We start from the raw sequence: 23,355 nt of genomic DNA on the forward strand, positions 1-23,355 counted from the left end.
AATTTATCCTAAAAAATAACCGCACCTTGGTGTGCAAAGTGCGGTTGAAAACAGAGATACTTTATTAACGAATAATACCGCGAGTTGAACGTTTGAAAAATTCAACAAAGAAACTAATTGCTGAATCGGTTTCCGCAATTTGCTCAATTTCTGGCAATACTTCTTCGAGCGTTTTGCCGCTACGATAGATCATCTTATAAACGTTACGGATTGCGTGCATGGTTGGTTTATCAAAACCACGACGTTTTAAACCTTCTAAGTTTACGCCAAATGGACGGGCGTGGTTGCCTTGTGCCATAACGTAAGGAGGTACATCTTGGCTTACCATAGAACCGCCGCCTAACATGACGTGTGCGCCAACGATCACAAATTGGTGAATTGCTGACATGCCACCAACAATGACGAAATCATCTAATTCTACGTGACCTGCAAGCGTTGCATTGTTTGCTAAAATACAGTTGTTTTTAATTTGGCAATCGTGTGCAACGTGAACATTCACCATTAATAAATTGTTATTGCCAATAGAGGTTACGCCACCGCCTTGGATGGTTCCACGATGGATTGTCACATGTTCACGAATTCGGTTGCCATTACCAATAATAGTTTTAGTTGCTTCGCCGTTATATTTTAAATCTTGGTTCACCTCACCAATGCTAGCGAATTGATAGATTTCGTTATCTTCGCCAATAACCGTATCACCACGTACGACAACGTGAGATTTCAATACAGTGCGAGCTTTAATTTCAACGGTGCCTTCAACAATACAGAAAGGCCCAATAACAACACCTTCACCAATAACTGAGCCTTCTTCAACTAAGGCTGTAGGATGGATTTTTGCATTTGGGTGGATCATATTTACCCCCTTAATTAACGACGAGCGCACATTAGTTTTGCTTCACAAGAAATTTCACCGTTTACGGTTGCAACACCAGTAAATGCAGTGATGCCACGGCGTTCTTTAATCACTTGAACGTTTAATTCCATTTGATCTCCAGGTAACACTGGGCGTTTAAAGCGCGCTTCATCAATACCTGCGAAATAGAATAGTTCACCGCCTTTTAATTCGTGAGTTTTAAAGGCTAAAATGCCCATTGCTTGTGCCAAAGCTTCTAAAATTAAAACGCCCGGTAAAATAGGTTCGCCAGGGAAGTGACCTGTGAAACAAGGCTCATTGACGCTGATATTTTTAATCGCTTTTAACCATTCGCCTTCTTTAAAATCCAATACGCGATCCACTAATAAAAATGGATAGCGATGTGGTAATAAAGTCATAATTTCTTTTGATTCGATCACTCTTGGTTGTTGTTCTGACACGTTGACACCTTACAAAAAATAAACAAATAAAATCACTCGGATTATACGATATTTACGGCTAAAAATAAAACGCACCATAAAAGTTGGTGCGCTCTACAATAAATTAATTAATCTTCTTTTCTAACGCTTTCACACGTTTATTTATTTCATCAATTCCCAAAGTTAATGCCGCAGTTTTACGCCATGCTTTGTTCGTTTGCAATGGAATACCAGATGAATAGACGCCAGGCTCAGTAATTGGACGCATCACCATTCCCATACCTGTAATAGTTACCTTATCGCAGATTTCCATATGACCATTGATTACACTCGCACCACCAATTAAGCAATACCGCCCAACTGTTAAGCTTCCAGCCATAATGACCCCTCCCGCAACCGCGGTGCCGGTACCAATATGTACGTTATGGGCAATTTGACAAAGATTATCAATAATAACATTATCCTCAATAACAGTTGCATCTAAAGCACCACGATCAATACAAGTGCAAGCACCTATTTCAACATTATTACCAATAATTACCTGACCAACTTGTGGAATTTTAATCCAACGTCCACGATCATTTGCATAACCAAAACCATCGCTACCAATCACTGCACCCGATTGAATTAAACAATTTATACCAATTTCTACATCATGATAGATACTTACATTTGCCCAAAGCTGTGTGTTCGCACCGATTTTTGTATTTTTACCCACAAAACAATTTGCACCGATAATAACGTTATCGCTAAGAACAACGCCATCTTCAATAACAGTATTTGCACCGATGGAGACATTCTCTCCCAAAGATGCATGACCAGAGACTACCGCGCTAGGCGCAATACCTTGAGCTGCTTTAGGCGTAGTATCCATATATTGGGCTAAAATGGCATAGGCAACATAAGGATCTTTTACGATTAATAAATTGCTTTCAGGTGAACAAAACTCTACATCGGCTTCTGATACAACCAAGATACCTGCCTTAGAATCTTTTAATAAAGAACGGAACTTTGCATTAGAAATAAAAGTAAGCTGATGACATTGAGCCTTATCAAGAGGAGCGATATTTTCTACAACGACATCGGCGTTACCGCGAACGGTAGCGCCGATTTGAGTTGCCAATTCTTGTAAAGAATAGGTTTTTAACATGATTAATAAAGCCTATTATTTTTTCTCTTCTGTTTTTTGTGTTGCAGGAATTGTTTTTAACACAGCATCACTAATATCTTTACCCTCTACTGCAAATACGACTGAATTTGCATCAAGCACATAGCTATAACCATTTGCTTTTGCATAATTATTTGTTGCAGTTTGAATACTATCTAGCAATTTACCACGCTCTTCAGCTTGACGTTTTTCATTTTGAGCTTGAAATTCAGCCACTTTTTTATCTTGTTCTTGCATCAATTTTTGTAATGAAGCGTCTTCAGAAGCTGCGAGTTTATTAATTTCATCTTGACGTTTTTGAATATCAGCTTTACTTAAACGTGCCGCATCTTTTTCTAATGCCGCTGCTTTTGCTTCTACTTTTTTACGTGATGCAACAATTTTATCATCAATTTCTTTTTTGCTTGCAGCTAATTTATCAGCAACAGGTTTAAATTCTGCATCTAATTTATCTGCAACAGCTTGACGATCTGGATGGTTTTGGAAAACATAACCTGCATTAATGAAAGCAATTTTTTCCTCAGCAGCAGCGTAGCCTGAAGCAAGTGCAATACCTAATGCAAGTGCGGTTACTTTTACAACATTTTTCATTTTATAAATTTCCTTAAACAATGAGTTATTAATACTTTCTACACTAAAATAAATTTAGTATAGAACGTTTTCTTTGAATGATGATACAACAAAAAGTTCAATTTATTAAAATGAACCACCAATACTAAATTGGAATTGTTCTACATCATCATATTCATATTTCTTAATCGGTTTTGCGTAAGAGAAAACCAGCGGTCCAATTGGTGATTGCCATTGGAAACCTACACCAGCAGATGCTCGAATACGACTAGGTGAACTATAATCTGGCAAATTAGCAAATTTAGCCTTATCCTCAGCTTTCCATTTAGTGTTCCACACACTTGCTGCATCTACAAACAAAGATGTTCTCACCGAGTTTTGTCCCTTGTCTCCAACAAATGGAGTTGGCACAATTAATTCAGCACTTGCTGTTGTAATCGCATTACCACCAACAACATCGGTACTTGGAACCCAATCGGGATTATCTCCCCGCATATTTTTTCTATCATAAATAGCATTAGGCCCTATTGCGCCATAAGCAAAGCCACGCAATGAACCAATACCACCCGCGGTATAAGTTTGATAAAACGGTAAACGTTTATTACCAAACCCATTCGCATAACCCGCTGATGCTTTTGCAGAAATAACCCAGCGATGATCTCGATCGAGTGGATAGAATCCTTGGATATCTGCACTTAATTTATAATATTTGTTATCAGAACCAGGTACCGTAACACGACCGCCAAGCGTTGCTTTTACCCCTTCTGTAGGGAAATAACCTCTATTCAGACTGTTATAGTTCCACCCAAATGAAAAATCAAAATCATCTGTTTTAATAGAGTTCCCGTTAAAATTCATTGATGATAGATACAAATCACGATTATATTCTCTCGCAAAATTACTAATCTTATTATAGGTGTAGCCTAAACCCATATAATATGAATTATTTTCGTTAACAGGGAAGCCTAAAGTAAGGTTTCCACCATAGGTAGTACGTTTATAAGTAGATGAAGTCTCACTTTTTGAATTATCATAATTTTCAAAAAATACGTTACCACCAAGGCTTACACCATCCTTAGTAAAATAAGGCTCTGTATAACCAAGATTAAGGCTTGTGCCGTAATCATTTTTGGTTCCACCAAGGCTTACTGCCGCACCAGTACCCAAAAAGTTGTCTTGTTTAACACTTGCCTGATAACTAATACCACTTTCTGTACCATAACCAATACCAAAGTTGATACTACCTGTATTACGCTCTTTAACTTTATATACAACATCGACTTCGTCATCCGTACCTTTTACAGGATCAATTCGGTTTTCTACGGTTTCAAAAAATCCCGTACGATCTAAACGGATTTTACCTAACTCAACTAATTGCGAGTTATACCACGCACCTTCTTGTTGGCGCATTTCTTGACGTAAAGTACTATCTGCTGAAACAGTATTTCCTTCAAAGCGTAGTTGACGAACAGTTAAACGTCGACCAGCATCAACTACAAAAGTGATGGCTAACGTTTTATTTTCTTCATCAAAATCAGGCACTGAATTAACCGTTGCACTGCCATAGCCTCGCTCTCCTAATTTTGCTTTGATAGCATTCTCTACATCAACAATATCGCTACGACGATAAGTATCATTTAAATGCAATTTTGAAAGTAAGGGCTCAAGTTCTGTTGCCATACCGCCAACATTACCTACAATACGGGCTCCACGTAAATCATATTTCTGCCCTTCATTTATATCAATAGAAACAGTAACACGTTTTTTTTCATCATTTAGCTGAACATCTTGCTTAGTAATGTGCGCTTTTGCATAACCGTTATTATGGTAATACTCTTCAATTGCTTGCAAATCTTTACCAAATTGCTCACCTTCAAATTTATTGCCCCACAATTTCCACCAAGCATCAGGCTGTAATTCCATTTGTTCTTGAAGTGTGCTACTACTTACTGATTCATTTCCATTAAAAGTTACCGAATCTAATTTTGCAGTATCATCTTCATCAATTTGAACAATAACTTCTGCACGGTTATTCGGTAATGTATTCACTATCGCTTCAACTTTTGCGTTATAACGCCCTTTGGCTTCATAACCATCTCTTTTAACGGCTTTAACAAACTCATTTAATATTGTTCTATTAAGTACCGCGCCAGTTGCTATACCACTCTGGGTTAAATTCTGTTTAATTACATCAGCTGGAATTGCAGAACTTCCTTTAACTTGAACATCCGCAATAATCGGTTTTGCAACCACACTGACAACTAACGCATCCCCGTCTTGACGAGCTTTAACATCATCGAACTGTCCACTAACGAATAACGAGCGAACAATATTAGCAACATTTTGGTCTGTTACACGCTGTCCTGCTCGTACAGGCAAACTTGCAAGAATAGACTGCTCTAGGTCACCTTGCGCACCTTCAATACGAATTTCTTTAGCAACGAAAGGCGCAGCCAATGCGCTTACCGTTGTACCGAATAATAAACTTGCTATGAGAAGTTTTTTCATCGACTGTATCCTATATAAAAATTATAGACGTAAAAAATCATTAAATAACGCAAACGCTGTTAATGTTAGCAACAACGCCGCACCAATTCGATAACAGACATTTTGTACCTGTTCTGAAATAGGTTTTCCTTTTATTGCTTCAACTGCAAGAAAAACCAAATGGCCACCATCTAACACAGGCAACGGAAATAGATTCATAATACCCAAATTAACACTGACTAATGCCATAAAACTCAAAAAATAAATGAATCCAATACTTGATGATGCTCCCGCACCTTTAGCAATAGAAATTGGCCCACTTAAATTATTTAATGACAAATCACCGCTAATCAGTTTTCCTAATACTTTTAATGTTAAAAGAGAAAGCTGAGTTGTTTTTTCAATACCTTTTCGAACTGATTCAAGAATACCATATTTTAACTCTGTGCGGTACTCATCACCTAATTTTATAAAAGTAGGACTCACGCCTACAAACCATTTTCCACTTTGATTACGCACTGGAGTGATAATTTTGTCAAGCGTTTCCCCATTACGTTCAACTTTAATAGAAAAAGATTCGCCTTGTTCGACCTGTTTTATAAAATCTTGCCAAGGAAGTGCGGTTAAATTTTCTTTTAAAATTTTATCACCAATTTGTAAACCCGCTTTCTCGGCTGGAGAATCTTGAACAACTTTAGAAAGCACCATTTCCACTTTAGGACGCATAGGCATAATGCCTAATGCCTCAAACGCACTTTCTTTTTCGGGATCAAAAGTCCAATTTGCAAGATTTAAAGTTCGTTGTTGTTCAATATTAGAACCAAAAGGAGAAAGAGTAATCTCAACATTAGGCACTCCCATTTTTGTGGCAAGCAGCATATTGATGGTTTCCCAATCTTGAGTTTCTTCGCCATCAACCGCTAGAATTTGTGTATTGGGTTCAATGTAAGCTTGGGCTGCAATTGAACTTGGCGTTATCGATTCAATCACAGGTTTAACACTTGGCATTCCATAAAGGTAGATGACCCAATAGGCAAAAATCGCGAAAATAAAATTTGCCAAAGGACCGGCGATAATCACAAATGCGCGTTGTAATACGCTTTTACTGTCAAATGCTTGTGGCTTTTGTTCAGCTGGAACCGCTTCATTACGTCCATCAAGCATTTTTACATAGCCGCCTAAAGGAATCATTGAAACCGCAAATTCTGTACCATGCTTATCAATACGTTTCCAAATTACCTTACCAAAGCCGATTGAAAAACGATGGACTTTTATACCGCACTTTCTAGCGGCCCAAAAGTGACCATATTCGTGAACGGATACTAATACCGCAATAGCAATGATAAAAGAACCTAGCGACCACAAAAATGACATTCAAAATCCTTATAACACAAAGAAATAGAAGTAGCTGAAAAAAGGTACTGCGGCAGTCAAGCTATCAATGCGATCTAATACACCGCCATGACCCGGAATTAATTGACTGCTGTCTTTAACTCCCGATTCACGTTTAAACATGCTTTCAGTTAAATCGCCCAATACCGAAATTGCAACTGTAGCAACGGAAAGAATAACGAATCCAGTGATATTTCGCTCACCAACTAAAGCATCGCCAGAGAAATGAATAAATACAAAAGCAAGCACTAACGCAGTAATTAAGCCACCAACAACGCCTTCCCAGCTTTTACCAGGTGAAACTTTTGGCGCAAGTTTACGTTTACCAAATGCGCGTCCGCTAAAATAAGCACCAGAATCAGCCGCCCAAACAAGCACAAATACATAAAGTAATAAAAATAAGCCGTGATAAGGATCATTGGTATAGTGTTCTAAACGTAAACGTAATACACCCGCGATAAATGGAATTAAAGTAGAAAAGGCAAATAAAAGCTGTAAAAGAGGATTTTTAGACCAAAATTTAGCTGATTTAGGATAACTCACCACAAGCAATAAAGCTAAAATCCACCAACCAACAGCGTTCATTAATAAAAGCTGAAGATGCTGTTCAAACACACGACCGGCATCTAAATAGTTTCCCTCAGTATAGAGCCATAAAAAGATAAAGGCACCTAAAAAAGCAGCAACACAAAAACGCGCTAAAGGCTGTTTAAGGCGGGCAAACTGAGTCCATTCCCAAACGCCTAAAGTCGCTATTGCCCCTAAAGCCAGGGCAAAATAAAAAGGCGTGAATAAAAATAGCGCACATAACACCGCTGCGATTAACACAATGGCAGATAAAACTCGTTGTTTAAGCATAATTTTAATCCATTTATTGAATTATTCTGTCCCACCAAAACGGCGATGACGTTGTTGATAACATGCGATGGCGCGGTTAAATTCCGCCTCATCAAAATCTGGCCACAGCACATCGGAAAAATAAAGTTCTGCATATGCAATTTGCCATAATAAAAAATTACTAATTCGTTGTTCACCACTGGTACGAATCAACAGATCAACTGGTGGTTCATCTTGTGTAACCAAATGACGCTGAAAAGTAATTTCATCAATCTCGTCAACGCTCATTTCATTATTTTTTACTTTTTCTGCGAGTTGTTTTGTCGCTTGTACAATATCCCAACAACCGCCGTAATTCGCAGCAATATTAAGCGTAAGTGCGGTATTTTTTTCTGTTAGATTTTCCGCTTTTGAAATTTTTTCTTGCAAAGATTCACTAAAACGAGATACATCACCAATAATTTTCAAGCGAATATTATTTTTATGTAATTTTTTCACTTCACGATCTAAAGCTTGCATAAAAAGCGTCATTAACGCGCTGACTTCTTGCTCAGGTCGATTCCAATTTTCACTACTAAAGGCATAAAGTGTAAGAAAATTTACTCCAGTTTGGCGAGCATAACTTACCGCACGGCGAACTGCAGATACGCCATTGGTATGGCCAAAAATACGCATTTTATTTTTTTGTTTTGCCCACCGCCCATTACCATCCATAATAATGGCAACGTGTTTTGGAATATTGTTTTGATCGAGTTCTATCATTATTTTTATTATAAAAAGATCCCTATAAATTCGGCTGTGAACTATATCATAAGTTGTATTTGCTTGCTATGGATTAGCGCTCCCTAATCCACACTTTATTTTTTACATAATTCATTTTTATAATAAAGAAAAATAAACAAAACGAAGAATTTATGTCTGCGATTGAACAAAATAAAGACGGCATTAGATTAAGAATATTCTTACAGCCAAAAGCCAGTAAAGATCATATTGCTGGCATTCACGATGATGAACTAAAAATTACAATTACTGCGCCACCTGTTGATGGTCAAGCAAATGCGCATTTATTGAAATTTTTAAGTAAATCCTTCAAAGTACCCAAAAGCAGTATTATTTTAGAAAAAGGGGAATTGAGCCGACACAAACAAGTTTGGATTCCTGAACCCAAATTAATTCCAAAAGAAATTCAAAATCTATTGTAAAAACAAAGAAAAAAATCACCGCCCTTTGGTCTCCTACCCTATCAATTTATGCCGTTTTACGGTATTCTATGCCACATTTTCTATTGTCAAAATGCTGCAAAAGTGCGGTTAAAATTTAAGGTGATTTTATGCAAGAACAATATCGCCCCGATATGATCGAACCAAAGGTTCAACAATATTGGGCAGAAAATAAAGTTTTCAAAGCAATCAAAGACGAATCTAAAGAAAAATATTACTGTCTTTCTATGTTCCCATATCCTTCTGGCCGCCTGCATATGGGGCATGTGCGTAACTACACTATTGGTGATGTAATTTCTCGTTATCAACGGATGCTAGGCAAAAACGTATTACAGCCATTTGGTTGGGATGCTTTCGGCTTACCGGCAGAAGGTGCAGCGATCAAAAATAAAACTGCGCCAGCTAAATGGACGTACGAAAACATAGCCTACATGAAAAAACAACTTCAGCTTTTAGGCTTTGGTTTCGATTGGGATCGTGAAATCGCAACCTGTAAACCAGAATACTACAAATGGGAACAATGGTTCTTCACTGAGCTTTACAAAAAAGGCTTAGTGTACAAAAAGACCTCAACCGTAAACTGGTGTCCGAATGATGAAACCGTACTCGCAAATGAGCAAGTACACGAAGGTTGTTGCTGGCGTTGTGATACACCTGTGGAACAAAAAGAAATCCCACAATGGTTTATCAAAATTACTGACTATGCCGAGCAATTATTAGGTGGTTTAGATACCCTTCCACAATGGCCTGATATGGTAAAAACTATGCAGCGCAACTGGATTGGTCGTTCTGAAGGGGTAGAAATTACCTTTGATGTTGCAGATACCAACGAAAAAGTAGCGGTTTACACCACGCGTCCAGATACCTTTTACGGCGTAAGTTATTTAGGCATTGCGGCAGCGCATCCATTAGCAAGTTTGGCAGCTCAAAACAATCCCGAATTAGCCGCCTTTATCCAAGAAGCGAAAAACGCCAAAGTAGCAGAAGCTGATCTTGCGACAATGGAGAAAAAAGGAATGGCAACGGGCTTATTTGCTATTCATCCATTGACGGGTGAGAAATTACCAATTTGGGTCGCTAATTTCGTGTTAATGCACTACGGTACTGGTGCGGTAATGGCTGTTCCAGCTCATGACCAGCGTGACTTTGAATTTGCTCAAAAATACAGTTTGCCAATTAAACAAGTGATCGCACCGCTTGCAGATGAAGAAATTGATTTAACTAAACAAGCCTTTACTGAACACGGCAAACTTGTTAACTCAGCCGAATTTAATGGTAAAGATTTTGATGGTGCTTTCAACGGCATTGCAGATAAATTAGAAAAATTAGGTGTTGGAAAACGTCAAGTTAATTATCGTTTACGTGACTGGGGCGTTTCTCGCCAACGTTATTGGGGGGCACCAATTCCGATGCTAACCCTTGAAAATGGCGATGTAGTACCTGCACCAATGGAAGATTTACCAATTATTCTTCCTGAAGATGTGATAATGGATGGCGTGAAAAGTCCTATTAAAGCTGATCCTAATTGGGCAAAAACAACCCTTAACGGCGCACCAGCACTCAAAGAAACTGATACCTTTGATACCTTTATGGAATCCTCTTGGTATTACGCGCGCTACACTTGTCCACAATATCAAAATGGCATGCTTGATGCGGAAGAAGCAAACTATTGGTTACCTGTAGATCAATATATCGGTGGTATTGAACACGCAACAATGCACTTGCTCTACTTCCGTTTCTTCCACAAATTATTACGCGATGCAGGATTTGTAACCAGTGACGAACCAGCCGATAAATTATTATGTCAAGGTATGGTGCTTGCAGATGCCTTCTACTACACCAGTCCGACCAACGAGCGTATTTGGGTAAGTCCAACACAGGTGACTCTTGAACGTGATGAAAAAGGCAGAATTATTAAAGCAACCGATCCTGAAGGACGTGAACTAGTCCACAGTGGCATGACAAAAATGTCGAAATCCAAAAATAACGGTATTGACCCACAAGAAATGGTAGAAAAATATGGTGCTGATACTGTTCGTCTCTTTATGATGTTTGCCTCTCCAGCAGAAATGACCTTGGAATGGCAAGAATCTGGCGTAGAAGGTGCGAAACGTTTCTTAGGGCGTGTTTGGAATTTGGTATATCAATATCAACAAAACCCAGCAAAAACTAGCCTAGATATCACCGCACTTTCAGCAGCGCAAAAAGCGCTTCGTCGTGAAGTACATAAAACGATTGCGAAAGTGAGCGATGATATTGGTCGCCGTCAAACATTTAATACTGCGATTGCAGCAGTAATGGAGTTGATGAATAAACTCACTAAGGCTTCCTTAGAAAGTGATCAAGATCGTGCTGTCATGGTGGAAGCATTAAGTGCAGTTGTTCGTATGCTTTATCCAATTACACCACATATCTGCTTTGAATTATGGCAAGCGCTAGGAAATGAAAGCAACATCGATACCGCTGAATGGGTGAAAGCTGATGAAGCCGCAATGGTAGAAGATGAAAAACTCATTGTAGTGCAAGTAAATGGCAAAGTTCGAGGAAAAGTTACTGTTCCTGCAACATCTTCAGAAGAAGAAATTAAAGCAGCAGCTAAAGCAGATCCTAATGTTGCAAAATTCCTTGATGGAAAAGAAATTCTTAAAGAGATCTATATTCCATTAAAAATGTTGAATTTTGTGGTTAAACCATAATCCGTAGAATCTGTGGAATATTGATATTTCACAGATTCTATCTTTATTAGTGTATGGATTTTAAATTTGTACACTCCACAATAAAGGGTAATTTTTATGATTAAATCAATCAAAGTGGTGTTTATTGTAGCAGGTTTTACCGCGCTTTCTGCTTGCGGCTGGCATTTTCAAAACGGTACATTAATTCCACAAGAATTACGTACTCTTACATTTGAAAGCCCCGATCCATATAGCGAAATGTCAGTGGCGATGCGTAATCAGTTACAAGCGAACAATGTTCAACTCGTCAATTCGACTCAAGGCATTCCTGTTTTACGCATCAATAAATTCCGTACAAATGATGAAGTCGCTTCTGTCTTTAAACGCGGACGCGAAGCTGAAAAAGTATTGATGTTAGAAGTGGAAGCAAGCATTCGTTTAGCGAATGGTGAAAGCCACCCAATCACGGCAAAAGTCAACCGCACTTTCTTTGATAACTCTCGCGCAGCATTAGCTAAATCCGCCGAACGAGACGTAATTTGGAATGATATGCGAGAACAAGCTGCACGTCAGCTCATTACTAAAATGGTTGCATTAGAAAAACAAGTGAAAAACAAATAATGAATCGCATCTTCCCTGAGCAACTCAATCAACATCTTTCCCAACGTTTGGCCAAAGTTTACTTTTTGGTAGGGCAAGATCCATTGTTACTGAGTGAAAGTGAAGATGCCATTTATAAAACAGCCAACCAACAAGGATTTGATGAGAAAAATAGCATTCAGATTGATAGCCAAACTGACTGGGCACAACTCATAGAATCCTGTCAGTCCATGGGATTGTTTTTTAATAAACAAGTCATGGTATTAAATTTACCTGAAAATTTCACCGCACTTTTACAGAAAAATCTGCAAGAATTTATTTCGGTTCTACATGACGATATCTTGCTGATTTTACAAATTGCAAAGCTAGCAAAATCAAATGAAAATCAAGCATGGTTTGTTGAACTAAACCAATATGAAACCAGTGCGATTCTTGTAAATTGTCAAACACCTACGGCTGAAAATCTTCCTCGTTGGGTAAAAAATCGTACCAAAGCGATGGGATTAGAAGCTGATGATGAAGCCATCCAACAACTTTGTTACAGTTATGAAAATAACCTGCTCGCGCTCAAACAGGCTCTGCAGCTTTTAGATTTGCTCTATCCTGACCATAAGCTTAGCTATAATCGTGTCATTAGCGTCGTCGAACAATCCTCAATTTTTACACCATTTCAATGGATTGATGCTTTGCTAATGGGAAAAGCAAATCGTGCTAAACGTATTTTAAAAGGGTTACAAGCTGAAGATGTGCAACCTGTCATTTTATTACGCACACTACAGCGAGAATTATTTACGTTGCTTGAACTTACCAAACCGCAGCAACGTATTGTGACAACGGAAAAACTTCCAACTCAACAAATTAAGACTGAATTTGACCGTCTAAAAATCTGGCAAAATCGCCGACCGCTCTTTTTAAGTGCGATTCAACGTTTAACCTACCAAAAGCTCTATGAAATTATTCAAGAGCTCACCAATATTGAACGTCTTGCTAAGCAAGAATTTAGCGATGACGTGTGGATTAAACTCGCTGATTTATCTGTAAAAATTTGTTTATAGAGCACTATTTTTCAGCCGTGAATTCACATTCCTAGCAATCAATAGATTAAAAATAAACCCCAGCTAAAAACTGGGGTTTATTTTAAAGAGAATTATTCGCTTCATTCAGTAATCGATGAATTAATTTTGCATTAGCGGGAGGAAACTGTCCTGCATCTAATGCACGTTGCTCAACCCAAAAACCTTCTTGCCCTTCTCGCCCAAAAGGCTCACCAATCCATTCATCTACGACATAAAAGAAAAAAGAAATAATCTTTGTTGGATATTCAAATTGGAAGCGTTCGTAAAGTTCAGCATTTAATACCACAATGCCAATTTCCTCTTCCAGTTCACGTTTTAAAGCCTGTTCTGGGGTTTCCCCCGCATCCACTTTTCCACCGGGAAATTCTAAAGATTGAGCAAAATCCTGTCCTTCTAAACGCTGCGTTAAATAGATCTGGCCAAACTCATTACGAATAATCCCCGCAGCAACTTGTATAATTTTTTTATCCATTTCTTCTATCCGATAGCACCTATGAAAAAAGTGCGGTGAAAGATCACCGCACTTTGGCTAATCATTAATGGCGAGCAGCACGACTACCATGACAATGCTTATATTTTTTACCCGAACCACAAGGACAAGGCTCATTGCGTCCAATACGACGATCTGAATAATCTTCAGAATCTGAATTCTGGATTGCCTGACCATTTTCATCCACAGGTAAATTATTTTGATTGATACGAGCAGCCATTTCTTGACGAGCACGTTCAGCTTCTTCCATTTCTTCTTGAGTACGCACACGCACACGCGTTAAAGTCGTGATAACGTGGTGTTTTAAAGAATCCAACATTTCCGTAAACATACGGAAAGATTCTTTTTTATACTCTTGTTTTGGATCTTTTTGCGCATAGCCTCGTAAATGAATACCTTGGCGTAAATAATCCATAGCAGCTAAGTGTTCTTTCCAAAGCTCATCTAAGGTTTGTAACATGACACCTTTTTCAAAGTTGCGCATGGTTTCTTCACCAGCTAGCGCTTCTTTTTCTTTATATTCTTTTTCGGCAACTTCTACGATGCGTTCACGCAAGTTTTCTTCGTGAAGATTATTGTCTTCTTCTAGCCAATGAGAAATTGGTAATTCCATACCAAACTCTTGAGCTAAACGCTCTTCAAGCCCTTTAATATCCCATTGTTCTTCCAAAGATTGCGGTGGAATATATTGATCAATCACGCTATTAAATACATCGTGGCGAATAGCGTTGATAGTTTCAGAAATATCATCATTATCAAGCAAATAATTACGTTGCTCATAAATGGCATGACGTTGGTCATTTGCCACATCATCATATTCAAGTAGGTTTTTACGACCATCGAAATGGAAAGCCTCAACTTTTGCTTGAGCAGATGCAATCACTTTCGCCAACATTTTCGATTCCATAGCCTCACCAGGCACGGTGAACGCTTTACGCATTAAATTAAGTTTACCTTCATTTAAATAAATGCGCATTAAGCCATCTTCCAAAGAAAGATAGAAACGAGAAGATCCAGGGTCACCTTGACGACCAGAACGACCACGCAACTGGTTATCGATACGGCGAGATTCATGACGCTCTGTACCAATAATATGCAAACCACCCGCCTTCATTACAATCTCATGATTCTTTTCCCACTCAGCTTTAAGCGCTTCAATTTGTTCTTGAGTTGGATTTTCTAATTTGGCAGCCTGCGCTTTCCAGTTACCACCAAGAATAATATCCGTACCGCGACCCGCCATATTCGTTGCGATAGTCACCGCACCAGGATAACCAGCTTCTGCCACGATTTCCGCTTCTTGTTGGTGGAATTTCGCATTCAACACATTGTGTTTGATGCCCGCTTTATCTAAAGCCTTAGATAACTCTTCCGATTTTTCTACTGAAATCGTTCCCACTAATACTGGTTGTTGGCGTTCTACACAATCTTTGATGTCTTCAATAATCGCATTAAATTTATATTGTTCATTTTCAAACATCACATCGGTACGATCATCACGAATCATTGGACGATTTGTTGGAATCACAACAGTTTCCAAGCCATAAATTTGTTGGAACTCAAACGCTTCGGTATCCGCAGTCCCCGTCATACCCGCAAGACGCTCATATAAACGGAAGTAGTTTTGGTAAGAAATTGACGCAACAGTTTGGTTTTCACTCTTAATTTCAACCCCTTCTTTTGCTTCAATGGCTTGATGTAAGCCATCTGACCAACGACGCCCTGCCATCGTACGACCAGTGTGTTCATCAACAATCACGATTTCACCATCTTTCACAATGTAATCGACATCTTTTTCAAACAATGTGTGCGCACGCAAGGCAGCCATAACATGATGAAGCAACACGATTCGGCCAGGAGAATACAAAGAGTCGCCTTCTGGCATTAAACCTTGCGCAATCAACCAATCTTCCACTTTTTCTTGGCCACGTTCCGTTAAATGTGCCTGTTTAGATTTAAGATCTAAAGTAAAGTCCCCTTCACCTTGGTATTCTTCTGTATCTTCTTTTTCCTGTTTAATTAAGTTTGGAATCAGTTTATTAACCGCAATATAAAGCGCAGAACTGTCTTCCGCTTGACCAGAAATAATCAATGGTGTACGAGCTTCATCGATTAAGATGGAGTCCACTTCATCCACCAGCGCATAGCCTAAAGTTCGTTGGAAACGCTCTTCTTTTGAGTGAGCCAAGTTATCACGTAAGTAATCAAAACCAAGTTCACTATTGGTTGCATAAGTAATATCTGCTGCATAAGCTGCACGTTTTTCTTCAGGTGGTAAACCAGGAATATTCACGCCTACACTCATGCCTAAAAATTCAAATAACGGACGGTTTGTTTCTGCATCTCGGCGAGCAAGATAATCATTCACCGTCACAACATGAACGCCTTTACCTTCAAGTGCGATTAAATAACAAGGCAAAGTCGCCGTTAATGTTTTACCTTCACCAGTACGCATTTCTGCGATACAGCGGTTAGTCAATACCATCCCACCGATAAGCTGAACATCAAAATGTCTCATACCAAGCACGCGCTTACTTGCTTCACGTACCGTTGCGAATGCTTCTGGTAAAATTTGTTGCAAAGTTTCGCCCGCACTTAAACGTTGACGGAATTCATCTGTTTTTGTACGAAGCTGTTCATCTGTGAGGGCTTCAAACTCAGATTCTAATTTATTGATTTTTGCAACTTGTTTTCTTAATTTACGTAAAATACGGTCGTTACGGCTGCCAAAAATTTTCGTTAAAATGCTCATAATTTCTCTTTTTAAATATATAAGTTAAATAGCTAAATGCGTATGAAATACTTTATTTCATGAACAATAATTCTTTTTTAAAATATCGCTATTTCAATAGCAATATTCTTTACAGAAAACAGAAAATTAAATAAGCAAAGGGCCTGCTCGAATTGGCGCACTAGGATTCAACACTTCAACCAAAAAGTGCGGTTGAATTTTAAGTTGTTTTTCAGTTTGGTGGGAAATTGAAGGTTGAGGAATGGCTTGTCGTTGCACTTCACGTGCAACTTTTACCGTCTCTAACGCTTGTTGAATGGAAACACTTGAAGAATAATTTTCTGCATTATTTTGATTTTCAAAACTTTGTGCGTTAGGCAAAGCAAAAATCGCGATGATACTTAAAAGTAATCGCGACCAAAAATTCGGTTTGACAGTGCCTGAAATCATCATCTCGTTGTTTATTATGAAAATTGCGTGTATTGTAGCGGAAATCTAAACTAATGTCATTTACTGGGGGCAGACTTTATGGAAAACAAGGCTGAGCGTTATCAAAAAGCAGTCAATATTATGGATGTGCTTGAGCAATCGCCCTTTGCCAAAATAATGAAAAAAGGTCTTGCTATCAATGAACTGAATCAAAAATTTAACCGCATTTTTCCACAGGAATTTCACGGCAAATTTAGTATTGGTTCCGTTAACGGTAATAGTCTTTTTTTAGAAGTATCGAATGCAATAGTGCGTCAAGGAATCTTATTTCGTCAAACTGAACTTATAAAATTAATTCAAGAGGATTTTCCACAAATCATAAAATTGGATATCGTTATAAACCCTGAGCTATCAAAAATTATACCTTAAAAATCGCAATCAACTCTCTTACTTTTACTCGTTTTTCTGAGCTCTGGCTAATCGAGCGTTGTACTTTCACACGTTTAAATTTAGCCCCCTTATAAATTTCTCGGGTAAATTTGGTATCGTGGTTAGATATTAAAACCGAAATTTGTTTTTCTTTTTGTGTAAATTTTGCGAGTTCAGCTAAAATGAGTTGATGCTCACAACTAAACTCATTACCCGCATAGCTCGTAAAATTTGAATCCTGCAGTAAGGGAGCATAAGGTGGATCGCAGTAAATCACCGAATCTTTATCAGCTAATGCAAATGTTTGCTGAAAATCGCTACATAAAAATATTGCACTTTGTGCCTTATGTGCAAAATAACGTAACTCGTCCTCTGGGAAATAATGCGTTTTATATGCGCCAAAAGGCACATTAAATTCATTTCTGCTGTTATAACGGCATAGTCCATTAAACCCAAAGCGATTTAAGTAGAGAAAAAGTACAGATCGTTCAAAAGGATCAGTTGAAGCATTAAATTGGCGACGTTTGTCATAGTAGTAATCAGGATCATTCGCATTAGGGGCAAAAAAAATGGTTTTACAAGCCTCAATGTAAACATCTACATTTTCTTTCACTATATTAAAAAGATTAATTAAATCAGGATTAATATCAGCCAAAATATAGCGCTCAAAATTCGAGTTTAAAAAAACGGCCCCTGCTCCGACGAACGGTTCAATAAGACATTGTTTTCTCTTAGGAAAGATATTATTAATTTCATCTGTTAAACGAAACTTCCCACCAGCCCATTTCAAAAATGGACGGTGTTTAAGTTTCGGTTTTAGGGAATGTTTTTTTGGACGTAACATCTTAGTCCATTTGGGTACAACGCTTAATAGCGTTTAACACAAGATCCTTATCAGTATCAGTTACTATATAAGCTTGACCTAGTGATTTAAGTAACACCAGACGCAACTTACCTGCTAGAACTTTTTTATCTCGCATCATATGCGGTAAATAGTCCTCCGGCTGCATCGAATCCGGTGATAAGGTGGGCAAATTAGCGCGTGCGAGTAATTTTTCTAAGCGTGAAACATCTGCTACAGAAATATCACCCAACTGCTCGGAAAGCGCGGCTGCCATCATCATTCCGGTAGATACCGCTTCACCATGGAGCCAGTTACCATAGCCGAGATGAGTTTCAATCGCATGTCCAAAGGTATGACCAAGATTAAGTAAAGCTCGATCACCTTTTTCTGTTTCATCACGAGCAACTACATCCGCTTTAATTTGACAGCAACGAGCAATACAATGTTGTAGGGATTCGTTATTTAATGCAACAAGCTCATCAATATGAGCTTCAAGCCATTCAAAAAATTCGTAATCTAAAATTGCGCCATATTTTATTACTTCAGCCAACCCTGCATTTACTTCACGTTTTGGTAACGTGCCAAGAGTATGCGTATCAATAATAACCATAGAGGGCTGATAAAATGCACCGATCATATTTTTCCCAAGTTCATGATTCACTGCTGTTTTTCCTCCAACAGAAGAATCCACTTGGGAAAGTAAAGTGGTTGGAATTTGAATTAATCGTACTCCTCGTTGATAACTGGCTGCGGCAAATCCTGCCACATCACCAATCACACCACCACCTAGTGCTATAATTGTTGTATCACGCCCATGATTACCTTGTAAAAGCGCAGTAAAAATTAAATTTAAGGATTCAAGCGTTTTATACTTCTCACCATCGGGCAAAAGAACATGATCGACTTCGCATCCGCGTTTTTTTAGCGCAAATGTTACCGTATCTAAGTAAAACTGTGCAACCGTGGGATTCGTCACAATCATCACGCGCTCTCCTCGCTTAACCGGATAACTGCGTTCATCTTGCAATAGTCCATTACCAATTAAAATTGGGTAACGACGCTCCTGTAATTCCACGTTTACGCACAGCATAAATTTATCCTTAGACACACTTAAAGTGCGCCATTTAATCCATTCATATTATCGATGAGTTCAACAATCTGGTTTACCATTACTTTGGCATTTTGCTCATCTGTAGGTAGGGTGATGTCAGCTACTTCCTCATAAAGTGGATTACGAATTTTTGCCAACTCTTCCAATACTTGACGAGGATCTTCTGCGCCTTGCAACAGCGGACGTTTTTTGTCACGCTGAGTACGTTGAAATTGTTTTTCTACAGTAGTTTCTAAATAAATTACAATACCACGTGCAGATAAATAATTACGGCTATCTTTAGAAAGCACTGCTCCTCCACCAGTAGACAGGACAATCCCCTGCATTTGAGTGAGTTCGTTAAGAATACGTTCTTCACGTTTGCGGAAGCCCTCTTCGCCTTCCAGATCAAAAATCCAGCTAATATCTGCGCCAGCACGTTCTTCAATTACAGCATCCGAATCAACAAAATCCATATTTAACTGTTGCGCTAACTGACGACCAATCGTGCTTTTTCCTGCCCCCATTGGCCCGACTAAAAAAATATTACGTTTTTCCGCCATTGTTCTTATCTAATTTAAAGGTGAAATAAAAATCTAATCTTTCTAACAAAAAATAAACAAGCCAAAATAAACTTCAGCAGTTAAAAAGATTTTCCCGAAATGGTTTAAATTATCGCAATAAATCCCCCTATTTTTCAACCTTTTGAGGGAATTTATTTTCTTTAACGAAAAAGGAAAATAAAATAGCGGTGAAATTTACAACGCTTCTAACTTAAATGTATGCTAAACGCTGACGCACAATTTCAAATAAACATACCCCTGTTGCGACAGATACATTTAATGATGAAACTGAACCAGCCATTGGAATGCTAATCAGTTGATCGCAATGTTCACGCGTTAAACGACGCATTCCTTCGCCTTCAGCTCCCATAACAAGTGCTAGTGGCCCTGTCAGTTTGCTTTGATAAATGGTTTCAGTGGCTTCGCCAGCAGTGCCAACCACCCAAATATTATGATTTTGCTGTAAATCGCGTAGTGTGCGAGAAAGATTGGTTACACGAATTAACGGTACGGTTTCTGCAGCACCACAAGCAACTTTACGCGCGATAGATGTTAATTGTGCCGATTTATCTTTCGGTACGATCACGGCTGCTGCGCCCGCTGCATCAGCTGTTCGCAAACATGCTCCTAAGTTGTGTGGATCCGTCACACCATCCAAAACTAATAAAAGCGGATTTTGTTTATTCGCAAGAATTTCATCAAGATCATTTTCATTAAGTTCTTTTGCCGCTTGTACTCGAGCAATGACACCCTGATGAACCTCACCATCGGCTTTTTTATCAAGTGTTTGTCGATTAACGAATTGCACACCAATTCCTAGGGAATAAAGCTCATTTAAGAGTGGCTGTAGACGTTTATCTTCACGGCCTTTAAGCACGAAGACTTCAATTAAACGTTCTGGTGAATGGGTTAAAATACTATTAACAGCATGAATGCCATAGATTTGTTCTGACATAAATTTCTCTTTTTCTTATTTGAATTTTTAATTCATTCTTAAAATAGGAAGTGAATTATTTTCGTTTTCTAGATGTTTTCTTCGAAACTTCTTTCTTTTTTACCGCACTTTTCCGTTTTTTGGATGCTTTAGACGGTAGCTCTTTAAAGACTTTCTTGGCTTTTTCTTTCGCGGTTTTTCCAGCTCGACGAGGTTTACGTTCACTCCCCATCAGCGAGAAATCGACCATTTTATTTTCTAAATGTACTGCTTCAACTTTGATGCGAACTTTATCGCCTAAGCGATATTGTATTCCGCTATTTTCTCCAATTAAACGCTGTTTTGTTGCATCGAATTGGTAATAATCGTTTTCTAAGGTGGAAATATGGACTAAACCATCGATGAATAAGTCATCTAAGCGTACAAATAAACCAAATCCAGTCACAGATGAAATAACACCGCTAAATTCACCGCCAACATGATCTTGCATATATTCGCATTTCAACCAATCTGCCACTTCACGAGTTGCGTCGTCAGCACGGCGTTCCGTCATTGAACAGTGATTGCCAAGTAAATCCATTTCATCAAAAGAGTAATGATAACCGCCAGTATCAGTTGTTTTACGTTTTGCTCCTTGTTCTTTAGCGAGTAAATACTTGATGCCTCGATGAAGTGTTAAGTCTGGATAACGGCGAATTGGCGAAGTAAAGTGTGCATACTCTTCCAAAGCCAAACCAAAGTGCCCAATATTATCAGCATGATAGACAGCTTGGCTTAATGAACGTAGCAACATTGTTTGAATAAGTTCATGATCAGGTCGTTCTTTAACTTTTTCTAAGAGCGCAGCATAGTCTTTTGTGGTTGGTTTTAATCCGCCTTCTAAAGTTAAACCAAACTCACTTAAGAAAGTGCGGAAAGATGTTAATTTTTCTTCGCTCGGGGTGGCATGAATACGATATAACGCAGGCTCTTTATGTTTTTCCATAAAATTGGCTGCTGCGATATTCGCAAGAATCATACATTCCTCAATGATTTTGTGGGCATCATTTCGAACAACGGGTTCAATGCGCTCAATTCTCCCCATTGCATTGAAAATAAACTTAGTTTCAATGGTTTCAAAATCGATCGCACCACGTTGATGACGCGCACCAAGCAAAGCTTGATAGAGTTTATAAAGAGCTTCCAAATGAGGCACAAGCGTAGAATAACGAGCGCGTAATTCTTCATTGCCTTCAAGCATTTTTGCTACTTTGGTATAAGTGAGGCGGGCGTGAGAATTCATCACCGCTTCATAAAAGCGATAATCTGTGAGCTTACCTTTGGCAGAAATTTGCATCTCACACACCATACACAAACGATCCACTTGTGGGTTAAGAGAGCATAAGCCGTTTGATAAAATTTCAGGTAGCATTGGTACAACTCGGTTCGGAAAATAGACCGAGTTACCACGATTATGCGCTTCTACATCCAAAGCGGAACGTAAACGTACGTAATAACTGACATCTGCAATCGCTACCCAAAGTTTCCAGCCTTTGCCATGTTTTTCACAATAAACAGCATCGTCAAAATCGCGAGCATCTTCACCATCAATGGTCACAAGCGATAAATTGCGTAAATCCACACGACCTTTTTTTGCTTCTTCAGGGACTTCTTCAGTGAATTTTTTTACATATTTTTCCACCGTACTTGGAAACTTATGGGGAATATCGTGGTTACGCAAGGCGATTTCCACTTCCATTCCTTTCGCCATATTATCGCCTAGAATTTCAGTGATCACGCCAATTGGCTGGTTAAAACTGGCAGAGCGTTCTTGCAATTCGACAACGACAACTTGTCCCATGCGAGCGCCATTACGATGTTCATTTGGCACGAGAATATCTCGGCCAATTCTGTTGTCATCAGGCACTACATAGCTAAAACCGTTTTCTAAGAAAAAACGGCCCACAATTTGTTTTTTACGACTTTCTAATACGCGCACAATTCGCACTTCACGTCGACCACGACGATCTAAACCTGCAGGTTGCGCTAAGACAAAATCTCCATGCATGACTTTTTGCATTTGATGGTTCGGAATGAATAAATCATCTTTTTTGCCATCGACCTGTAAAAAACCGAAACCTTCGCGATGACCAATTACCGTGCCTTTAAATAAATCTAATTTTTCTGGTAAGGCATAGCGTTTACGTTTGGTGAACACTAATTGTCCGTCATTTTCCATCGCTCGTAACCGGCGACGCATCGCTTCTATTTGATCTTCATTTCGAATGGAAAGTGCGGTCAAAATTTCATCCCGATTCATCGGTGCATTATTGTCTCGAATAACGCTTAAAATGAATTCACGGCTCGGGATTGGATTGCCGTATTTTTCCAATTCTCGTTTGTAATGCGGATCTTGGTTGATTAAGTTTTTACGTTTTTTTGTCATTATTTTTTACAGTTTTAAAAAGTGCGGAGAGTTTGACACTGTAAGGGGGATAATGCAAGGAAAAGAAAATCTGCACTCGTGATGAGTGCAGATAGAAAGTGA

General features: G+C 38.7%; 21 protein-coding genes. 5 read left to right on the plus strand and 16 right to left on the minus strand.

Going from position 1 to position 23,355, the window contains the following annotated elements; genetic code table 11:
* Positions 1-64 precede the first annotated feature (64 nt).
* From lpxA to uppS, 8 genes are all read right to left on the minus strand, one after another.
* Positions 65-853 carry an acyl-ACP--UDP-N-acetylglucosamine O-acyltransferase gene (gene lpxA, locus KP712_RS05605; RefSeq protein WP_065265399.1) on the minus strand — a complete coding sequence of 263 codons (789 nt, stop codon included), beginning with the start codon at positions 851-853 and terminating at the stop codon, positions 65-67.
* A gap of 14 nt (positions 854-867) precedes the next feature.
* Complete coding sequence (fabZ, locus tag KP712_RS05610; RefSeq protein ID WP_065265486.1) at positions 868-1,272, minus strand: 3-hydroxyacyl-ACP dehydratase FabZ; 405 nt, start codon at positions 1,270-1,272, stop codon at positions 868-870.
* 145 nt (positions 1,273-1,417) lie between these two features.
* The gene (gene lpxD, locus KP712_RS05615; RefSeq protein ID WP_215770633.1) at positions 1,418-2,443 is read right to left on the minus strand and encodes a UDP-3-O-(3-hydroxymyristoyl)glucosamine N-acyltransferase; all 1,026 of its coding nucleotides are present in this window, start codon (positions 2,441-2,443) and stop codon (positions 1,418-1,420) included.
* A gap of 15 nt (positions 2,444-2,458) precedes the next feature.
* Entirely contained in the window at positions 2,459-3,052 is a 594-nt protein-coding gene (locus tag KP712_RS05620) for an OmpH family outer membrane protein (RefSeq protein WP_215770634.1), read from the minus strand.
* A 105-nt stretch (positions 3,053-3,157) separates the two neighbouring features.
* Positions 3,158-5,539, minus strand: coding sequence for an outer membrane protein assembly factor BamA (gene bamA / locus KP712_RS05625; RefSeq protein WP_215770635.1), 2,382 nt, complete (start codon positions 5,537-5,539; stop codon positions 3,158-3,160).
* Positions 5,540-5,560: 21 nt separating this feature from the next.
* A complete protein-coding gene (gene rseP, locus KP712_RS05630; RefSeq protein ID WP_215770636.1) occupies positions 5,561-6,892 on the minus strand; it encodes a sigma E protease regulator RseP in 1,332 nt (443 codons plus the stop codon).
* Between the two features lie 9 nt (positions 6,893-6,901).
* On the minus strand, positions 6,902-7,768 hold the full coding sequence (locus tag KP712_RS05635; RefSeq protein WP_215770637.1) for a phosphatidate cytidylyltransferase: 867 nt from the start codon (positions 7,766-7,768) through the stop codon (positions 6,902-6,904).
* Positions 7,769-7,789: 21 nt separating this feature from the next.
* Positions 7,790-8,509 (minus strand): polyprenyl diphosphate synthase, encoded by a 720-nt coding sequence (gene uppS, locus KP712_RS05640; RefSeq protein ID WP_215770638.1) that lies wholly within the window; start codon positions 8,507-8,509, stop codon positions 7,790-7,792.
* Positions 8,510-8,661: 152 nt separating this feature from the next.
* Here uppS and yggU point away from each other — a divergent pair, with 152 nt between their 5' ends.
* From yggU to holA, 4 genes are all read left to right on the plus strand, one after another.
* A complete protein-coding gene (yggU, locus tag KP712_RS05645) occupies positions 8,662-8,949 on the plus strand; it encodes a DUF167 family protein YggU (protein ID WP_005631228.1) in 288 nt (95 codons plus the stop codon).
* 128 nt (positions 8,950-9,077) lie between these two features.
* Positions 9,078-11,663: a leucine--tRNA ligase gene (gene leuS, locus KP712_RS05650; protein ID WP_215770639.1), complete on the plus strand. Its 2,586-nt coding sequence runs from the start codon at positions 9,078-9,080 to the stop codon at positions 11,661-11,663.
* Between the two features lie 96 nt (positions 11,664-11,759).
* A complete protein-coding gene (gene lptE / locus KP712_RS05655) occupies positions 11,760-12,263 on the plus strand; it encodes an LPS assembly lipoprotein LptE (RefSeq protein WP_215770640.1) in 504 nt (167 codons plus the stop codon).
* Positions 12,263-13,297 (plus strand): DNA polymerase III subunit delta, encoded by a 1,035-nt coding sequence (gene holA, locus KP712_RS05660; RefSeq protein ID WP_215770641.1) that lies wholly within the window; start codon positions 12,263-12,265, stop codon positions 13,295-13,297. Before lptE ends, holA begins: the two co-directional genes overlap by 1 nt.
* A gap of 82 nt (positions 13,298-13,379) precedes the next feature.
* On the opposite strand, the gene mutT is transcribed toward holA, so the two are convergent.
* The 3 genes from mutT to secM all read right to left on the minus strand — a co-directional run bounded on the left by mutT (position 13,380) and on the right by secM (position 16,989).
* On the minus strand, positions 13,380-13,790 hold the full coding sequence (gene mutT, locus KP712_RS05665) for an 8-oxo-dGTP diphosphatase MutT (protein ID WP_215770642.1): 411 nt from the start codon (positions 13,788-13,790) through the stop codon (positions 13,380-13,382).
* Positions 13,791-13,854: 64 nt separating this feature from the next.
* Positions 13,855-16,560: a preprotein translocase subunit SecA gene (gene secA, locus KP712_RS05670; protein ID WP_215770643.1), complete on the minus strand. Its 2,706-nt coding sequence runs from the start codon at positions 16,558-16,560 to the stop codon at positions 13,855-13,857.
* 126 nt (positions 16,561-16,686) lie between these two features.
* A complete protein-coding gene (gene secM / locus KP712_RS05675) occupies positions 16,687-16,989 on the minus strand; it encodes a secA translation cis-regulator SecM (RefSeq protein WP_048952772.1) in 303 nt (100 codons plus the stop codon).
* 78 nt (positions 16,990-17,067) lie between these two features.
* Here secM and KP712_RS05680 point away from each other — a divergent pair, with 78 nt between their 5' ends.
* Positions 17,068-17,397, plus strand: a complete 330-nt coding sequence (locus KP712_RS05680; RefSeq protein ID WP_215770644.1) for a DciA family protein — start codon at positions 17,068-17,070, stop codon at positions 17,395-17,397.
* On the opposite strand, the gene KP712_RS05685 is transcribed toward KP712_RS05680, so the two are convergent.
* The 5 genes from KP712_RS05685 to rnr all read right to left on the minus strand — a co-directional run bounded on the left by KP712_RS05685 (position 17,387) and on the right by rnr (position 23,253).
* A complete protein-coding gene (locus tag KP712_RS05685) occupies positions 17,387-18,241 on the minus strand; it encodes a Dam family site-specific DNA-(adenine-N6)-methyltransferase (protein ID WP_111407655.1) in 855 nt (284 codons plus the stop codon). The genes KP712_RS05680 and KP712_RS05685 overlap by 11 nt on opposite strands.
* A gap of 1 nt (position 18,242) precedes the next feature.
* Complete coding sequence (gene aroB, locus KP712_RS05690; protein WP_048952769.1) at positions 18,243-19,331, minus strand: 3-dehydroquinate synthase; 1,089 nt, start codon at positions 19,329-19,331, stop codon at positions 18,243-18,245.
* A gap of 20 nt (positions 19,332-19,351) precedes the next feature.
* The gene (gene aroK, locus KP712_RS05695) at positions 19,352-19,894 is read right to left on the minus strand and encodes a shikimate kinase AroK (RefSeq protein ID WP_048952768.1); all 543 of its coding nucleotides are present in this window, start codon (positions 19,892-19,894) and stop codon (positions 19,352-19,354) included.
* A gap of 211 nt (positions 19,895-20,105) precedes the next feature.
* The gene (gene rlmB, locus KP712_RS05700) at positions 20,106-20,849 is read right to left on the minus strand and encodes a 23S rRNA (guanosine(2251)-2'-O)-methyltransferase RlmB (RefSeq protein ID WP_111407656.1); all 744 of its coding nucleotides are present in this window, start codon (positions 20,847-20,849) and stop codon (positions 20,106-20,108) included.
* A 55-nt stretch (positions 20,850-20,904) separates the two neighbouring features.
* Complete coding sequence (gene rnr / locus KP712_RS05705) at positions 20,905-23,253, minus strand: ribonuclease R (protein ID WP_111407657.1); 2,349 nt, start codon at positions 23,251-23,253, stop codon at positions 20,905-20,907.
* Positions 23,254-23,355 lie beyond the last annotated feature (102 nt).

It is taken from the genome of Haemophilus sp. SZY H68 (genome assembly GCF_018829685.1).
Lineage (GTDB): Bacteria > Pseudomonadota > Gammaproteobacteria > Enterobacterales > Pasteurellaceae > Haemophilus > Haemophilus haemolyticus_K.

Coding starts and splice junctions, on each gene's coding strand:
- KP712_RS05620 (WP_215770634.1), bottom strand. CDS start 3,052: ATGAAAAATGTTGTAAAAGTAACCGCACTTGCATTAGGTATTGCACTT.
- fabZ (WP_065265486.1), bottom strand. CDS start 1,272: ATGACTTTATTACCACATCGCTATCCATTTTTATTAGTGGATCGCGTA.
- aroB (WP_048952769.1), bottom strand. CDS start 19,331: ATGCTGTGCGTAAACGTGGAATTACAGGAGCGTCGTTACCCAATTTTA.
- lptE (WP_215770640.1), top strand. CDS start 11,760: ATGATTAAATCAATCAAAGTGGTGTTTATTGTAGCAGGTTTTACCGCG.
- rnr (WP_111407657.1), bottom strand. CDS start 23,253: ATGACAAAAAAACGTAAAAACTTAATCAACCAAGATCCGCATTACAAA.
- lpxD (WP_215770633.1), bottom strand. CDS start 2,443: ATGTTAAAAACCTATTCTTTACAAGAATTGGCAACTCAAATCGGCGCT.
- rlmB (WP_111407656.1), bottom strand. CDS start 20,849: ATGTCAGAACAAATCTATGGCATTCATGCTGTTAATAGTATTTTAACC.
- aroK (WP_048952768.1), bottom strand. CDS start 19,894: ATGGCGGAAAAACGTAATATTTTTTTAGTCGGGCCAATGGGGGCAGGA.
- KP712_RS05680 (WP_215770644.1), top strand. CDS start 17,068: ATGGAAAACAAGGCTGAGCGTTATCAAAAAGCAGTCAATATTATGGAT.
- secA (WP_215770643.1), bottom strand. CDS start 16,560: ATGAGCATTTTAACGAAAATTTTTGGCAGCCGTAACGACCGTATTTTA.
- lpxA (WP_065265399.1), bottom strand. CDS start 853: ATGATCCACCCAAATGCAAAAATCCATCCTACAGCCTTAGTTGAAGAA.
- yggU (WP_005631228.1), top strand. CDS start 8,662: ATGTCTGCGATTGAACAAAATAAAGACGGCATTAGATTAAGAATATTC.
- KP712_RS05685 (WP_111407655.1), bottom strand. CDS start 18,241: ATGTTACGTCCAAAAAAACATTCCCTAAAACCGAAACTTAAACACCGT.
- rseP (WP_215770636.1), bottom strand. CDS start 6,892: ATGTCATTTTTGTGGTCGCTAGGTTCTTTTATCATTGCTATTGCGGTA.
- holA (WP_215770641.1), top strand. CDS start 12,263: ATGAATCGCATCTTCCCTGAGCAACTCAATCAACATCTTTCCCAACGT.
- leuS (WP_215770639.1), top strand. CDS start 9,078: ATGCAAGAACAATATCGCCCCGATATGATCGAACCAAAGGTTCAACAA.
- mutT (WP_215770642.1), bottom strand. CDS start 13,790: ATGGATAAAAAAATTATACAAGTTGCTGCGGGGATTATTCGTAATGAG.
- uppS (WP_215770638.1), bottom strand. CDS start 8,509: ATGATAGAACTCGATCAAAACAATATTCCAAAACACGTTGCCATTATT.
- bamA (WP_215770635.1), bottom strand. CDS start 5,539: ATGAAAAAACTTCTCATAGCAAGTTTATTATTCGGTACAACGGTAAGC.
- KP712_RS05635 (WP_215770637.1), bottom strand. CDS start 7,768: ATGCTTAAACAACGAGTTTTATCTGCCATTGTGTTAATCGCAGCGGTG.
- secM (WP_048952772.1), bottom strand. CDS start 16,989: ATGATTTCAGGCACTGTCAAACCGAATTTTTGGTCGCGATTACTTTTA.